The 15,077-nt window shown below is 62.2% G+C and carries 15 protein-coding genes and 1 riboswitch; of the genes, 1 reads left to right on the forward strand and 14 read right to left on the reverse strand.

The features are described 5' to 3' along the window. Positions 1-15 precede the first annotated feature (15 nt). The 8 genes from E5678_RS02715 to E5678_RS22555 all read right to left on the reverse strand — a co-directional run bounded on the left by E5678_RS02715 (position 16) and on the right by E5678_RS22555 (position 6,802). Positions 16-762, reverse strand: coding sequence for a PilX N-terminal domain-containing pilus assembly protein (locus E5678_RS02715; protein WP_136177101.1), 747 nt, complete (start codon positions 760-762; stop codon positions 16-18). Continuing rightward, positions 759-1,571 carry a PilW family protein gene (locus E5678_RS02720; RefSeq protein WP_136177102.1) on the reverse strand — a complete coding sequence of 271 codons (813 nt, stop codon included), beginning with the start codon at positions 1,569-1,571 and terminating at the stop codon, positions 759-761. Before E5678_RS02720 ends, E5678_RS02715 begins: the two co-directional genes overlap by 4 nt. Next, entirely contained in the window at positions 1,568-2,122 is a 555-nt protein-coding gene (gene pilV / locus E5678_RS02725) for a type IV pilus modification protein PilV (protein ID WP_168708474.1), read from the reverse strand. The genes E5678_RS02720 and pilV overlap by 4 nt, the downstream gene beginning before the upstream one ends. Before the next feature lie 19 nt (positions 2,123-2,141). After that, positions 2,142-2,705, reverse strand: coding sequence for a GspH/FimT family pseudopilin (locus tag E5678_RS02730; protein WP_136177104.1), 564 nt, complete (start codon positions 2,703-2,705; stop codon positions 2,142-2,144). Between the two features lie 105 nt (positions 2,706-2,810). Continuing rightward, positions 2,811-3,260 carry a transcriptional regulator NrdR gene (gene nrdR / locus E5678_RS02735; protein ID WP_136177105.1) on the reverse strand — a complete coding sequence of 150 codons (450 nt, stop codon included), beginning with the start codon at positions 3,258-3,260 and terminating at the stop codon, positions 2,811-2,813. A 139-nt stretch (positions 3,261-3,399) separates the two neighbouring features. Beyond that, positions 3,400-4,644 (reverse strand): serine hydroxymethyltransferase, encoded by a 1,245-nt coding sequence (glyA, locus tag E5678_RS02740; RefSeq protein WP_136177106.1) that lies wholly within the window; start codon positions 4,642-4,644, stop codon positions 3,400-3,402. 60 nt (positions 4,645-4,704) lie between these two features. After that, a riboswitch (ZMP/ZTP riboswitch) is annotated at positions 4,705-4,880 on the reverse strand. 55 nt (positions 4,881-4,935) lie between these two features. Continuing rightward, positions 4,936-5,850: a lytic transglycosylase domain-containing protein gene (locus tag E5678_RS02745; protein WP_136177107.1), complete on the reverse strand. Its 915-nt coding sequence runs from the start codon at positions 5,848-5,850 to the stop codon at positions 4,936-4,938. Between the two features lie 652 nt (positions 5,851-6,502). Further along, positions 6,503-6,802, reverse strand: coding sequence for a hypothetical protein (locus tag E5678_RS22555; RefSeq protein WP_247596894.1), 300 nt, complete (start codon positions 6,800-6,802; stop codon positions 6,503-6,505). Here E5678_RS22555 and E5678_RS02750 point away from each other — a divergent pair. Beyond that, on the forward strand, positions 6,786-9,287 hold the full coding sequence (locus tag E5678_RS02750; RefSeq protein WP_247596895.1) for a DUF349 domain-containing protein: 2,502 nt from the start codon (positions 6,786-6,788) through the stop codon (positions 9,285-9,287). The two genes, E5678_RS22555 and E5678_RS02750, sit on opposite strands and share 17 nt — an antisense overlap. Before the next feature lie 107 nt (positions 9,288-9,394). On the opposite strand, the gene E5678_RS02755 is transcribed toward E5678_RS02750, so the two are convergent. The 6 genes from E5678_RS02755 to E5678_RS02780 are packed head-to-tail and all read right to left on the reverse strand — an operon-like array spanning position 9,395 to position 14,680. Then, complete coding sequence (locus E5678_RS02755) at positions 9,395-10,258, reverse strand: M90 family metallopeptidase (protein ID WP_136177109.1); 864 nt, start codon at positions 10,256-10,258, stop codon at positions 9,395-9,397. Continuing rightward, complete coding sequence (locus E5678_RS02760) at positions 10,239-11,066, reverse strand: UDP-2,3-diacylglucosamine diphosphatase (RefSeq protein ID WP_136177110.1); 828 nt, start codon at positions 11,064-11,066, stop codon at positions 10,239-10,241. The genes E5678_RS02755 and E5678_RS02760 overlap by 20 nt, the downstream gene beginning before the upstream one ends. A 35-nt stretch (positions 11,067-11,101) precedes the next feature. Next, positions 11,102-11,608, reverse strand: a complete 507-nt coding sequence (locus tag E5678_RS02765; protein ID WP_136177111.1) for a peptidylprolyl isomerase — start codon at positions 11,606-11,608, stop codon at positions 11,102-11,104. Positions 11,609-11,610: 2 nt separating this feature from the next. Beyond that, positions 11,611-12,243, reverse strand: coding sequence for a peptidylprolyl isomerase (locus E5678_RS02770; RefSeq protein ID WP_136177112.1), 633 nt, complete (start codon positions 12,241-12,243; stop codon positions 11,611-11,613). Beyond that, complete coding sequence (locus E5678_RS02775; protein ID WP_247596896.1) at positions 12,243-13,724, reverse strand: L,D-transpeptidase family protein; 1,482 nt, start codon at positions 13,722-13,724, stop codon at positions 12,243-12,245. Before E5678_RS02775 ends, E5678_RS02770 begins: the two co-directional genes overlap by 1 nt. Next, entirely contained in the window at positions 13,724-14,680 is a 957-nt protein-coding gene (locus E5678_RS02780; protein WP_210732038.1) for a tetratricopeptide repeat protein, read from the reverse strand. The genes E5678_RS02775 and E5678_RS02780 overlap by 1 nt, the downstream gene beginning before the upstream one ends. Positions 14,681-15,077 lie beyond the last annotated feature (397 nt).

A 15,077-nucleotide genomic window follows, 5' to 3' on the forward strand; every position in this document is an offset into this window, starting at 1 on the left:
ATCTTTTTCTCCCACTTAAGAGCCGGTGGAGACATTGGGCACAAACAACGAGCGGAGCACCACGCGTGTACCCGGTTTGAGGCCGTTCACCATGGCCGTGATCCGGTAAACAAAGGGTTGGCTGTCGGCCGGTATGGGCACACCCGCAACGGGTACGCCTACCGCAGAATCTGTGTTGTAGGGCAATACCTCAACCCAATACCAGGCGGCAAAGTTGCCATCTGCGCGTTGCCTCAGCAGCGGGTTGCCGGTTTGTCCGGTGCTGTCTGACAGGTTGGCGCGGGTGTACTGCCCGTAGTTCGCGGGCACGCCGGCCGCTGTCATGGCGGTCACTCTGGCCGCGTCGTTCCACCAGTTTGCGCCCAAGGCCAAGTCGGTGGCCGGATCGGAAATGCAGATGCCGTTGCGGCACTGTGCGCCTGCGAGATTGGCCACGGCATCGTCGAGATCGTAGGTTTTTGTGGATGGAAAGAAGGGCAAGCTGTTGCCGCGGTCCCTGCAGCCGTCAAATCCGGCATCCGTGCGGCAAAGCGCGCCGCCCAATAAGGTGCCGCGGATATCCGTTTCGGCGTCTCCAATGAGGGCTTCTGCCGCCGTATAGGCACGCTGGTAGTCGCTTTCGTTGCCCACCAGCGACTCGTTGAGCCAGTTGGTGCGGGAGGCGCTCAACACGAGGATGGTGCCCAGCAAGAGCATCACCATCACCACGATGAGCGAAATCCCCCGTTGTGATTGGGTAGGGCGGAGTGAATGGCGGGTCATGACAGGGACTGGAGGTTGCGCAGGGTGAAGACCTGCCGGAACACGCGGCGGATGCGTCCGTCGTCTGCGATGTTTTCGTTGTTGCAGCCCACCGTGACCTGGCCACCTGTGGCGTTGTTGGCCGTGGTGCCCGTCATGCGCACACAGACTTGAACCGCCTCGACTGCGGTCCAGTCGGCGACGGTGTTCGCAGCGCGGTACTGGAGCTGGCTGGGTGTCACGCCTGCCACACGCACCGCGTACCAGAACTGAAGGTCTTCGACGTTGTCCAGGAAAGGTTGGTTTTGCGCGGCCGCAGCGCCCGTGACCGGTGTAGCGCACCGGAATGCGCCGGCCAAGACCTGGAAGATGCTGGTGATGTTGGTGGCGGTTGCGTCGGGTGTTTGACCGAAACAGTTGCTCACGCCGGCGGCACCATTGGGCGAAACGCTGTAACTCACCGTGAGCTCGTCGGGCGCACCGTTGGTGCCGGAGACGGAAACGGGACTGGCCGCAACAGGGATCACCCCCGCAATGCCTGAGTAGGTGCCCAGGTACTTGAACTTGCCGAAGCCGCTTTCCACCACCGGCACAGCACCCGCCTGTTTCAACTGACGGCCAATGACCCGCATGACGGTGGCGGCGTCTTGTTGGAGGCGCACGGTGTCGCTGACCGTGGTGGTGGCAACGCGGTTGTATATCAGGGTGCCGACGGCGGCGATGGACACCAGCAGGCCGATGGTGATGCCCACCATCAACTCCACAAGCGTGACGCCGCGCTGCTTGTGCATCGCCCCCGTGGGTCGGCTGAATGATTTTTGGCGGATCATAGTGGTCGGATCACGGTCAGGTGACACAGCGAATTGGCGGGGCAGGCCACGCCAGCTACATTGGTGTTGGTGGCGAATGGCGCCACATAGTCCGCCAGATCGGCGTCTGCGGCCGTACTCTGGTTGTTCGTCCAGCTCACCAGCACGCCGAACTGCCGGGTATCGTCGGGGGATGCAAAAACGCGAGCATCACCGCCTGGCAGAGCAGTAGAAAGGGTTGCCTTCCATTGGGCTATATCGAAGGCGGCGAGCTGGGCGGCGGTACAGGCGGCGGTGTTGCAGTCCACGGGTGCAGCAGCGGCAGCACCGAAATCCACCAGGTAAGGATTGGGCGCCAGGGACTGGGCCTCAACGTTGAGCTTCATGCGTTCCTGGATGTCACTGGACATGCGGATGGCGGCGGCACGGGCATTGGTCAACCGGGTATCGGTCAAGGTACGGGTCTGTATGCCCGCCAGGCCGAGAATGCCCAGGGCCAAAACCAACAAAGCCACCAGGGACTCGATCAGGCTGATGCCGCGCTGTGCACGGCGCAAAGTCGGGGTTTTCATGGAATGGTCGCGCATGGGTTTATGGGCACTCGCCGGTGCCGGTCGTGCGGTTCACCCGAAGCAGGATGCTGAGGGCCAGACTCGCGCAACCAATCGAGCTTGAGTTGTTCACAGGCCCGAACCTCAGGGTCTGAAAAGCATTGGGTGCCTGGCCGAAATTGTTGATGACAATGGTGTCGGGCGTTCCGCCATTGCTGGTGATGGAAACGCTGGGTTGCACATCGGTGGTTTGCAACAACAGGTCGTCAGTGGGGTTCGGGCCCGGCTCTAGGGTGAGGTTGCTGTTGACGTCCCGGAATACCTGCCATCCGCAACCCCAATTGTTGGTCGCGCATCCGACCTGCCGCCTAATGACAACTTGTTGGTTGGATCGAATGGCTTCGACCCGGGCCAATTGCAGGCTGGCATTGAATTCGTCTACGGCCGCGTCGACCCGGTAGCGTTCAAAGAAACTTTGAAAGCTGGGCGCTGCCAGAGCAGTCAGGACGCCCATGATGCCAATGGCCACCATCAGTTCAATCAGTGTGAAGCCTGATTGCAGTGTTGCGGAGCGACGGATGCCGGAGGGGTAAACGGGTGACATGGTGCAAATGTAGTCCCCCCTGTTTGGGTGGGAACGGTCAGGGGCCGACCGGGCGCAATCACGCGACGGGCGGTCATAAGTATTCGCTTTTGTGACGGAAATCACTCAGCGTTTCACCTCATCCACCAGCGCACGGAAGTCATCGATGTCTTCGAAACTTCGGTACACGCTGGCAAAGCGGATGTAGGCGATCTTGTCGAGCTTTTTGAGTTCGCGCATGACCATTTCACCCATTTTGTGGGCGGGGACTTCGCGCACACCGAGGTTGAGCAGTTTCTCCTCGATGCGCTCGATCGCCGCGTCCACCTGTTCGGTGCTGACGGGCCGTTTGCGCAGGGCGAGCGCAAACGATGCGCGCAGCTTGGCGGGAATGTAGTCGACCCGGCGACCGTCTTTCTTCACCACGGCCGGGAAGCTGACTTCGGGTCGTTCGTAGGTGGTGAACCGTTTTTCGCAATGGCCACATTGGCGTCGGCGGCGAATGAAGTCGGCGTCTTCAGATATGCGGGTCTCCACAACCTGGGTTTCGAGGTGGCCGCAAAATGGGCATTTCATGGTCTGACTACCCTGAAGGAAGTGGAGCTGCTTCCCGGTATCCCTGAAAAGCAACCTCGCCAATGGAGCGCCCCAGCCGGGCTGTCGATGCCAAAAGCTGGGGCGGGGACTTTGCCGTCAAGCCTTTTGGGCTGAGATCTTATTTGTAGACAGGGAAGCGCGCGGTCAGGGCGTTGACCTTGGCTCGCACCGTTTCGATGTTGGCCGCATCGCGCGGGTTGTCCAGCACGTCAGCGATCAGGTGGGCTGTTGCTCGGGCCTCTTCGTCCTTGAAGCCGCGAGTGGTCATGGCGGGGGTGCCGATGCGCACGCCGCTGGTGACCATGGGCTTTTCGGGGTCGTTGGGGATCGCGTTTTTGTTGATGGTCATGTGGGCGCTGCCCAGCACGGCCTCGGCTTCCTTGCCGGTGATGCCTTTGGAGCGCAGGTCGACGAGCATAAGGTGGCTCTCGGTGCGGCCGCTGACGATGCGCAGACCGCGCTCGGTCAGGGTTTCAGCGACGATCTGGGCATTTTTCAACACCTGGGCCTGGTAGACCTTGAATTCAGGGGCGAGCGCCTCCTTGAAGGCCACGGCCTTGGCTGCGATCACATGCATCAGGGGGCCGCCCTGCAGGCCGGGGAAGATCGCGCTGTTGATGGCTTTTTCAAACTGGGCCTTCATCAGGATGATGCCGCCGCGAGGGCCGCGCAGGCTCTTGTGGGTGGTGGAGGTCACCACATCGGCGTGGGGCACGGGGTTGGGATACACGCCAGCGGCAATCAGGCCGGCGTAGTGCGCCATGTCGACCATGAAGATCGCGCCCACGTCTTTGGCCACCTTCGCAAAGCGTTCGAAGTCGATGCGCAGGCTGTAGGCCGAAGCGCCGGCGATGATGAGCTTGGGTTTGGATTCGTGGGCCTTGCGCTCCATCGCGTCGTAGTCAATGGCTTCGTTCGCATCGAGGCCATAGCTGACGACATTGAACCACTTGCCGCTCATGTTGAGGGGCATGCCGTGGGTGAGGTGACCGCCTTCGGCCAGGCTCATGCCCATGATGGTGTCGCCGGGTTTCAGGAAGGCCAGGAACACGGCTTCGTTGGCCGATGCGCCGCAATGGGGCTGCACGTTGGCAGCGTCGGCGCCAAAAATCTGCTTGACTCGATCGATGGCGAGCTGTTCTGCCACGTCCACGTGTTCGCAGCCGCCGTAGTAGCGCCGGCCGGGGTAGCCTTCGGCGTACTTGTTGGTCAGCTGCGTACCCTGCGCGGCCATGACGGCGGGCGAGGCGTAGTTTTCGCTGGCGATCAGCTCGATGTGCTGTTCCTGGCGCGCATTTTCTGCCTGGATGGCGGCAAAAATCTCGGGATCGGTTTGCTCGATGAGGATGTTGCGGTCGTACATGGTGTTGACGGTCTTGGGTAACGTGGATCCATAGCAGAGGTGCGTGGGTGCACCACTGCAAGGAGTTGCCCAGGCGAACGGCTGATCGCCCGGGCACTTGAATGTTGTCGGGCGGTACGCTTCCCAGTGGTTGTCCCGGCGGTGGCGCGAGCGCCAGCAGGGGGGCCACGTCAGCACCCAAGCATCAGAGTCTCGCTCCGGTGCCAGGGCGCCTATCGCCAGTTGCGTACCCCGCGAGTTTAGCCGAGGTGGGTGGTTGGCGTGGCGCAATCCGCAGCGGGGTCGCGCCTGTCAGGAGCGCAGGGGGGCGGTGTCGGCCGTCGGTGCCTGGGGCTTCACCAGGGCCTCGGCATCGAGGACCGGGACAATTCCAGACGCAGCGGCCGTTGACGCTTCGGTTTCTGCGGGGGCGACGACCGGAATGGGTCGGTACACCGGGAAGCTGCGGGGCATGGGTTTGCCCAGGGCCACGCTCTGAATGCGCAGGTGTTCCGCAATCACTTTGTTGATATAGCCGCTGCCATCGGTGGTGACCGCGCCCACGTACAGCTTCAGCCCTCCCTCGACGGACCCCCCAGCGCGCTGGATGCATTCGCGCAGCACCTGCGCGCCAACACGCAAATTGGTGACCGGGTCGAATGCAGCGAGCTGTCCGCCGAAATCATCGTACTTGTCGGTGTGGACCCGGGTGAGCACCTGCATCAGCCCTTGGGCGCCCACAGGACTCTGAGCAAAGGGGTTGAATCGCGACTCGATGGCCATGACCGCCAGGATCAGTGTGGGGTCGATGCGGGCCTTTTCGCCCACTTCGAAGGCTTCTGCCACCAACACACCCAGTGGCTCGGGGGCGACGCGGTATTTGCGGCTCAACCAGTAAGCCACGTTGGCTTGCTGTTTTGGTAGGGTGCTGGTGTGCAGGGCGGTGACGCGGTCGATGGCGTCTGGGTCGGGCGAAAAGGCCGCAGCGCTATCAATGGCAGGCTCATGGCGTTCTTGAAGCCAGGTGAGGGCTTGTTGTTCGATGTTTTCGCGCCAGTCGCCACGGGTCGTGAGGGTGAGGGCGCCCACCACCAGTCCGAGACCCACGAGGGCGAGGCCGTTGTGGGTCAAGTCAATGAAGCCTCTGTAGGCGTCTTGGGTGATGGTCTTCAGCGGCGCGACTTTGTGTCGCTTTTGGCCGCTATCCGTTTGGGATGTTTGGGTCATGTGTCTCTCCTGCATGTCGAGGGTCTGAGGCGTCGGGCGTGTCCCAGGATGGGGGCACGTCTGCCAAGCCTTGTGGGCCTGGCGCTCGAATCGATCTGCCTCAGGGTGGGACGACTCGGGTAAACCCGTATGGGTCAAGCCGGCGAATGTTATGTGGGGTTTCATACCAAGTCAATGGTTAAGAATGAATTTCTTATAACTTATAGATCTTAAAAGGGGTCTAAATCCGCCAGGATAAACAAAATGACTAGCGCGAAAATCAACCTGCCGGGGCGTTTCACGGGTGCGTGCAGAGGGATGGGCTTCGGTTGTGAAAGCTTCGCCGCCTGTCGGGGATGGGCACGATCAAACAACCCCATGAACGTGATTGAAAAACGTCATCGCCTCTGGGCGGAATGTGCTTGCTTCCTGCGCATCGGAGGCGTAGGCTGCATTTACCGGTCCCAGACTGGTATTGGCTGAAAGCCTTGTTTGCCGCAAATGCGGTGGTTGGGGTGATCGGTCGTTTACGGAAGCAATCTCTTGCTTCCAGGTTGGTGAGACATCTAACTCTCGCCACCAAAATCGACGGCAAGTGCAGATTGCCCGCCGTCAACCCCGGTGAGCCTGGCTCACCGGGGTTTCTTGTTTTCTGGGCTTTGCACAGCATTGGTCAAACAGCGGCGACAATAGAAGACTTGACCCGCTGCTGGTGCAGCTTGGGGTCGATTCCTCTTGTGAGCCCTGCCTTCATGTCGCTGTTTTCTTTGCGCAATCCTTTTTCCTCCACCTCTGCCCCGGAATCTGCTGTGAATCCGTCTGAATCGACCAAACCTTCGTCCACCGCGCCCCATCCTCTCGATGGGTTGACTGGTGGGGCTTTTTCCGCCCCGACATCTGGTGAGCGGGCCTCTCGTTTGCGTGACTGGCTGTTGACCGAGCCCACCCATGAGCAGATGAGCGAGGTGTACAAGGAGCTGTCCCAGCGCGATCGGGGCGCAGCCAAGCCGCTCAAGGAAAAGCTGGACGAGCTCAAGCGGCAAAAGGCTCAAGAACTGATGGCGGCCGAATGGACGCAAAAGGCTGAAGGCCTGTTGTTGCAGTCCCGTCTGAACCTGGCCGATGCCATGGCCTGGCAGCGTGATGCGGCGCGCGCTGGCGCACCTTTGTCCCGCGAGCCGCTGGCCGGGCTGAAGCAGGCGCTGACCGAGCGTGTGAAGGCTGTCGAAGATGTGCAGCATCAGGTGCAGGTCGAGCGAGAGTCTGCGGTGCTGATGGCGCAGCGCATTGAAGTCATGTCCACCAAGCCCTGGCGCGATGCCCAGCACAATGCTGACGGTTTGCGCTCGGACGTTGCAGCCTGGCAGAAGCACGCCGCCAAACTGACCGAAGACCCCCAGTGGGCGAGCGTCGAGCCCAAATTCTTGACCATGCTGGACAGCTCGCGCAGCCAGTTGCAGCTGGTCTGGGATGCTTTTGATGCTGCATTGGGGCAGGCGGTTGCGGCCGACGCCAATGCGCAGGCGCCGCTTCCAGCCGTGCCGGTGTGGGCCGACGAATTGCGTGTGGCCCGCGGAGAGCCGGCGCTGGCCGCTGCCGAGAAGGCTGCAGGGGACAAGCAGGCGAATCAGGAGCGTCGGGCCAAGGTCGTGGCAGAGCTGGAGCGCGCCTTGGGCGTGCTGGAGCGCGAGCTGGGCGAAGGGCACGGAAAAGCCACCCCGAAGGCGGCGGCCGATGTGCGGTCGGTGCTGAAGTCACATGGCCGCCTGATCGGCGTTGAGCTGGAGACGCGTGCTCATGCCGCACTGACCCAGGCGGGTGACATGGAGGATTGGCAGCGCTGGCGGGCAGACCAGCTGCGCGAAGAACTGGTCAAAAAAGCCGAGGCTTTGCTGCAGCCTCCAGAAGGGCAGCGCCTGGGCGGGCGAAAGCTGCAGGAGACCCTGCGCCAGCTCCGTGACCAGTGGAAGACCACCGATCAAGGCGGTCCTGCCAACCATGCTTTGTGGAAGCGTTTTGACGAGGCTTGCACCGAGGCCCATAAAGGTGTCGAAGTCTGGCTCGCTCAGGTGCGCCAGCAGGCAGACGCCCACAAAGCCCAGCGTCTGGCCATCATTGATGAGCTCAAGCAGTGGACCCAGGCCCACGAGAGCCACACCGAGTGGAAATCCCAGATCCGTGAACTCCATGCGTTTTCCGAGCGTTGGCGCTCAGCGGGGCATTTGAGCGAAAAAGCGTTTGCAGAGTTGCAGCCCGTGTGGAAAGCCGCGATGTCGCAGGCCCATGCCGGTCTGGAAGGGGCCCAAAAAGAGAGCCTCGATCGCCGCCGCGCGCTGATCGACGAAGCCGTGGCCTTGGGTGCTGCGCCACAGCTGCGCATTGACGCGGTCAAGGCCCTGCAGCAGCGCTGGCAAGCTGAGGCGCATGCGGTGCCTCTGGAGCGCAAGCAAGAGCAAAAACTGTGGGAGGCTTTCCGCCAGCCTCTTGATGACGCCTTTGCCCGCAAGAGCAGTGAGCGCGAACGGGCCAGTACGGAACTCAACGCTCACGATCAACGTGTGCTGGAGGCTTCTCAGGCTTTGGACGCGGCATCCGCTGCCGGCGAGGCACAGCAGATCAAGGCGGCCATGGATGCGCTGGACACTGCCTTGCGAGGTCAGGCCGAAGCCCTTGCCGCCGAAGGTGGCGCCACGAGTGCCTCAGCTGCTGGGGCAGTGGTTCCAGCCGAAGCCAGCGGAGCGGACGGCACCGAAGGTGTGCAGGCCGAGGCTGCGCAGCCAACCAAGCCGGCGCCGGCGAAAAAGCTGGTGGCGATGCGCGGCGACGACCGCCCCGGCATGAAAAAAGCGGAGCCCGCTGGGCGCGATGATCGCCGTGGCCAGGGCCGCGATGGTCGGGGTGATGCACGGGGTCCTGGTGCTGGGCGGCCTGGCCGCGGTGCACCCGGGGATACCCGTCCTTCAGGACGCTTTGACCGTTTTGACCGAGGTCCTGTGGCCCCGCGGCTGGGCGATACCGCATTCAGGGCCCAGCGCCAGGCGGTTGAGCAAGCCGAGGCGACCCTGCGCAAACTGGCCGCTCAGGCACACGGCGAAGTGCTGGTGCAGGTGCTGAAGGCCTGGGAAGAGCGCGACCCCGCTCAGTTGCCCGTGGCCCAGGCGTTGGGTGCTGGGGTGAATGCGGCGACCCGCACCCAATGGACCCAGCGGCTTTCGGCGGCGCCAGAAGCGGTGCCGGCAGAAGCCTTGCTCCGATTGGAGATGGCCGCTGAGGTGCCCACGCCGGCTGAACACCTGAGCGAGCGGCGCATGTTGCAGCTCCAGTTGCTCACCCGGCGCCACGCTGCGGCACCTGCCGAGACCTGGACCGAGGACGTGGGCCAGATGTTGGCTACGCCGTTTGATGCGGCCGCAGCGCGTCGCTTGCAAACGGCTTTGAAGGTGCTGCTCAAGCGCTGATACGGGGGGCTTGCCTTTCCCGGCCTCTCTATGGTGGGCGGGCTTGGTTGGGCTTTCCGGGTTCCTCATATCGCCGATTGGAGGGACCCCGGGGACCCCAGGTGCACTCAGCAAACCGGCTTGAAGAACCCGTCGTACAGGCGAAGAAGGGCTGGGAACTCCTGCTCGAACTTGGCGCGATTGACGAAGTACGCCTCGCAAGTCACCGCAAAAAACTCGGCCGGGTGGGTGGCGCCATAAGCATCCAGCCAGGGCCGTTCAGCGCCGAAACGCTCGGCCATGGACAGGGCCTCACGAAAATGCTGGTAAGCCTCGCTCATGGTTTCGCGCCAGTGGGTGCGGGCGGCTTCGCCGCTGAGGCTGCCCAGGCAACCGTGTGACCAGTCGGGTGCGCCGTCTGCGGGCTGGCCTACCCGGGTGCCTCGCATGTCCATTTTGTGGATGAACTCGTGGATCACGACATTGCTGCCTTGCGCAGCAGCAGCCGGTGCGCGTTGAACTTCGGTCCAGCTCAGCATCACCGGGCCGCCTTGCATGGCTTCTCCCGCCAAGGCCTCTCGGTAGTGGTGCACAACGCCACTGGCATCGGTGATTTCACGCTGCGCGACGGCTGCACCGGGTTGCACCACAATGCCGACAAAATCGTCGTACCAGTTCAAGGCGTCCAAACGATCGAGACCCACGGTCGTTTGCCCCGGACCGGGGAGGTGCAGCAGTGGCCGGCATGCTTGTGCTGCGATGGCGATCGCCATTGAATCTGTGATGGTCAGGCCGTGGGCACCGTAAAACTCTTTCTCGTGCAGGAAGTGCGCGACCAGCCGCTGCAGCATCGTTTTTTCCGCATCGGTCAGGGCATGCAAGAACGGATGGGTTCTCAGCGTGGATTGCCAAAGACGCTCAGGCAGCGCAGCAACCCGTCGCCATGGACGGGGCAGCCAGGTTTGTACCCAGTCAGGCAGCCAGACTGCCATACACCGAATGGCGTTTTAGGCCTTGTGTGGTGAGCCGCAAGTAGTCGGCCCGGGGTGGCATGGCGTTGGCGTCCCAGTCGCTGAGCACGACGCGCTCACACCCCTGGCCGAGTTCGTGCCGGTTTGCCCGGTGGGTATGGCCGTGGATCAAGGTGGTGGCACGGGCCGCAGCCAGCCATGCGAGGGCAGCTTCGCCATCCACGTCAACCCAGGCCGCTGGATCGCGGCCTGTGGTCTGTTTGTGGGCTTCGCTGCGTTCACGCAGTTCCCGGGTGATCGCAAGGCGTTCGGACAGCGGCTTGGCGAGAAACTGGCTTTGCCAGTCGGGCGATCGAACCATGGCGCGAAAGCGCAAGTAGTCGGTGTCTGCGAGACACAATGCGTCGCCGTGGCTGAGCAAGTACCGCTCGCCATGAAAATCGAGCACGGTTGGATCATCGAGGAGCGTCAACCCAGCGGTGCTTGCGGCAGCGGCGCCCAGCAGGAAATCGCGATTGCCGTGCATGAAGTAGACCGGTCTCTCGCTGCTGTAACGCAGAAGCACCCCAAAGCAGGTGCGCCAGAAATCGCTGTCGCCGACGCCAGCATCGGCTCGCAACAGGTCATCGCCGGCCCAGACTTCCAGAAAGTCGCCGAGGATGACCAGCGCATCGGGTTGTTCATGGGCTGGGCGTTCCATGAACGCACGCCACAGCTGGAAAGTGGCAGGCTCTGAGGCCTGCAGGTGCAGATCGGAAATGAAATCGACCGCTTGCCAATGCGCGGGTGCGCGCAGAGGAGTCCAGCGGTCGAGAGCGGTCAAAGACATGGGGCCGGGCCGTGGGCAACGGCCCCATTGGCTGTTTAGATGACCACAGCCTTTTCGATCACAACGTCTTCCTTGGGCACGTCGTCGTGAAAGCCTTTGCGCCCGGTAGGCAGGCCTTCGATTTTTTTCACAACGTCCGAACCCGAAACCACTTTACCGAACACGGTGTAGCCCCAGCCTTGGGCGCTGGGTGCTGTGTGGTTGAGGAAGCCGTTGTTGGCGACATTGATGAAGAATTGCGCCGTCGCCGAATGGGGGTCGTTGGTGCGAGCCATGGCGAGCGTGTAGAGCTCATTCTTGACGCCGTTGTTGGCTTCGTTCTGGATCGGCGCATCGGTTGGTTTCTGGGTCATGCCGGGCTCAAAGCCACCGCCCTGAACCATGAAGCCTGGAATCACGCGGTGAAACACGGTGTTGTTGTAGTGGCCCTTGTTCACGTACGACAAAAAATTGGCGGCAGACAGCGGCGCCTTTTCAGCGTCGACCTCAACGGTGATGACGCCATGGTTGGCGATGTGCAATTCGACTTTGGGGTTGGCCATGTTCATTTCTCCAATGTGGCTTTGAGGATGGTGATCGGCGTGGTGGGCACGTTTTGAAACATGCCCTGGTTGCCGACCGGAACCGATTTTATTTTGTCAACCACGTCCATCCCGGCAATCACTTTGCCGAAGACGGTGTAACCGTACCCATCGGGACTGGGCGCATTCAAAGGCGCGTTGTCCACCAGGTTGATGAAAAACTGCGAGGTCGCTGAATTGGGGTTGGATGTGCGGGCCATGGCGACTGTGCCACGGTCGTTTTTGAGCCCATTGCTGGCCTCCAGGGCCACCGGCGCGCGTGTCGCTTTTTGCTTCATCTGCGTTGTGAAACCACCGCCCTGGATCATGAAGTTGTCGATCACGCGGTGAAACACCGTGCCTTCGTAGTGTTTGTCCTTGACGTATTGCAGGAAGTTCTCTGCCGACAGGGGGGCTTTGGTTGCGTCCAGTGCGATGACGATGTCACCCATGGATGTGGTCAGGCGCACACGCGGTGAAGCATCCTGTGCCCAACCCACCGCAGGGATGGCGAGCGCCAAGGTGGCGCCTGCAATCAACCGATTCAGGCGGCGGCGGGCAGAGGCGGGGGCGACGGGCTTCAAGGTGGCGCTGGCCAGGAAATCGTGACGAAACATCAAACCGGTCCTTCGTAAAAAATCTTCCATTGGTCTTCTTCCCGAATCCAGTACTGGCGTTTGGTCAGGCCGCGTGTCTGGCCTTGGGCCACTTCGCCGAATGTGACCACCATGGTGTCGTCTTTGTCGCGCCAGTTGAGCATGGACAGGTCCTTGAGCTGGACTTCGCGGGCACCCTGCGCCTTGACCTCGCTGGTCATGTGGGGCCACCAGTCATTCAGGTTTTGCCCCTGGTTGTTGAACTGCTCGGAATAGTGCGTGCGCAACTGGTCGAGGTTGCCTTTGCTCTTGGACTGCCGCCAGGCTTCCAGCGATGCCTCAAAACGGCGGCGGTCCTGATCCAGGGCCGAGGGATCCACCCAGTTCAACTCGTTGGCGATCACCACAGGGGTGGTCCGGGTTTCAACCCGCGCCAAAATGCTTTCGAAATCGGGGTTGGACAACACCACACAGCCTTCGGAAGCCAGTGGAGGGCGCGCAAATTGCTCGGAAGGAGAGCCGTGCAACCAGATACCGCTGCCCGTCTTGCCCCGTTGGACATCGAGCGCATTGGGGTAGTTGATGGGCAAGGCTCCCGATCCGTACAGATCGGGGAGTCTGCTGGGGTCGAGGCTGCTGGTGATGTAGTACACCCCGACAGGGGTGCGCAGATCCCCTTCCAGCAGCTTGTCGATGCCGGATTGGCCCACCGAAATGTAGTAGTCCCCAATCAACTTCAGGCGGGCCGGGCTTTGCGTTTTGTCTGCACCACCATCGGCTCTGACACTGATGTTCTCAAACAGATACAGGCGGGAGCGAGAGGCATCTACTGCAATGGCATGGCGACTCTGGGTCGACAGGCTGAGGAACTGCGTGGGAACGGCGCCCTCGGGTGGGCGCTCGGTCAAAGCGAGCAGCCTGCGCCGCGATTGCTCGCGCAGTACGCTCAGTTGTTGTTCCGCGGCCAGGGCCTTGGTGTCTGGCACGTCGCCCAACGTGCGAAGTGGCCGGGTTTGCAGGGTGAGTAAATCGCCCAGAACCAGCTGGGCCAGCTGGAAGTTGGGGAGGTCCTTGGTGAGGGCCTCGGCCTGCTCCAGAGCTTCCCGGTGGCGGGCCTGTCGAATCAGTTCGTAGATGCCCACCAGACGCGCCTCGGCCTTGCCCATCAGGGGTTCCGTGCGTTTGAGCGAGTCTTCTGAGAGATCCACGCTCATCAAGCCCGATGCCCGGGTTGGACTGCGCTGGATCTTGGCAAGGGCACTGTTGAGCAGGGAGGGGGCCGGAGCGGATGCGTCGGTTGACGGCGCGCCGCTGGCCATGGGGGCAGCAGCGTCGTTCGTGCTTTCCCTACCCAGATACGACGAGATCAACCACATGGCCGCAGCAGCAGCGGCCAAGCCACCCACACCCACGGCCCAGCGGTAGGATCCGCCGTGGCCCGAACCGGGGAAAGTGGCGGAAACGCTGGCGTGGCCTCTTTGGAAATACCGGCGACCTGCCATCAGGACCCCGTGGCTTCGCGAACGATCAACCAACGCCCGCCACTCTTGACGAAGTCCAGGGTCTTGCGGCTGGTGACGTTGAAGGTATCTGAGCTGTAGTCCTGGCGGAACTGGGCGGAGGCCCGGTCACCGGTGACGGTCACGCTCAGGTCGGTCACTTCGACTTCGATGCGTGAGCGCGGGACGATGCGGGCTTTGCGTTCAGCTTCCCAGGCGCTGCGCGACTGGCCATCGCCTGGCGTGAAATTGGGGGCATAGGCACCCAGATAACCGGTCATGTTGCGGCTGGACCACGCTTTGGCCCAGACGGCGACCGCCGTTTCCACGTCGCCCTGTGCATTGCCAGCGTCGGCCTTGGTTGCGGCGGGCGCAGGCGCAGTGGCCGGCTTGGCGACCGGGGCCGCAGCTGGTGTGGCGGCCGCCACGGTGGCAGGAGCTGGGGCACGGGCGGTCTTGCTGTCCGCGCTAAACAGGTTGCGGATCAAGCTGAGCTTGGGAGCTACGGCGGTGTTGCCGGCGTCCAGTTGCAAGGCCTTGCTGTAGGCCTGGCTGGCGAGCTTGGCGTAGACATCACCCAGGTTTTCATGAGCGGTGGCGTAGCTTGGGTTGGTGCGGATGGCCATCTCCAAGGCCGCGCGGGCCTTGTCAAACTGACTCTGGCCTGCGTACAGCACGGCAAGGTTGTTGTAGGGCTCTGGCAGCTCAGGGAATTCCTCAGTCAGCTTCGAAAAAGTGGCGATCGCATCGGCGGGTTTGCCGCTCTCGGTCTGGATCACGCCTTTGAGAAAGCGCATCTGGGGATCTTTTGGTTTGGCAACCAGGTAGGCATCTACCTTGGTCTGGGCGTCGCTGAGCTGGCCAGCACGCATCAGGCGGTTCACTTCTGCGTAGTCGTCGGACTGTGCCATGGCCAGCGGAGCGCTCAAGGCTGCTGCGACCGCTACCGAGAGCGCCATCAGGCGCAAAGGGGCAGAAATCAGGGCTCGGTGGTGGCTGCGAACCGAGCGTGACAGAAAGGACAGGTGTTGAGCGGGTTGGGACATGGGACCTCAGATGGCGAATGCGGGCAAACCGAAGACCGCGAGCGGGTCGGAAGAGGAACTATAGCCGCTGGAAGGACGCTGGGGCGCAGCCCGGCTGGCTATACTGAAGGATTGTATCTGAGGGTGTAAGTCCAACGACCTCCCAGGTGGCAACGATCTGTCAATGGGCCGCACGTCCGGTGCCGCCATCCCCGGGCTCTGCTGGCTGTTCCCAAGGCCGCGTGGCTTGTTCGTCGCGGGGTTTTGGTTTTTCAGCAACGCCCGGCAGCTGGTTGATCAAGGCGTTGGGCACCGTTACATATTCTTCTCA

Source organism: Hydrogenophaga sp. PAMC20947, assembly GCF_004795855.1.
GTDB lineage: Bacteria > Pseudomonadota > Gammaproteobacteria > Burkholderiales > Burkholderiaceae_C > Hydrogenophaga.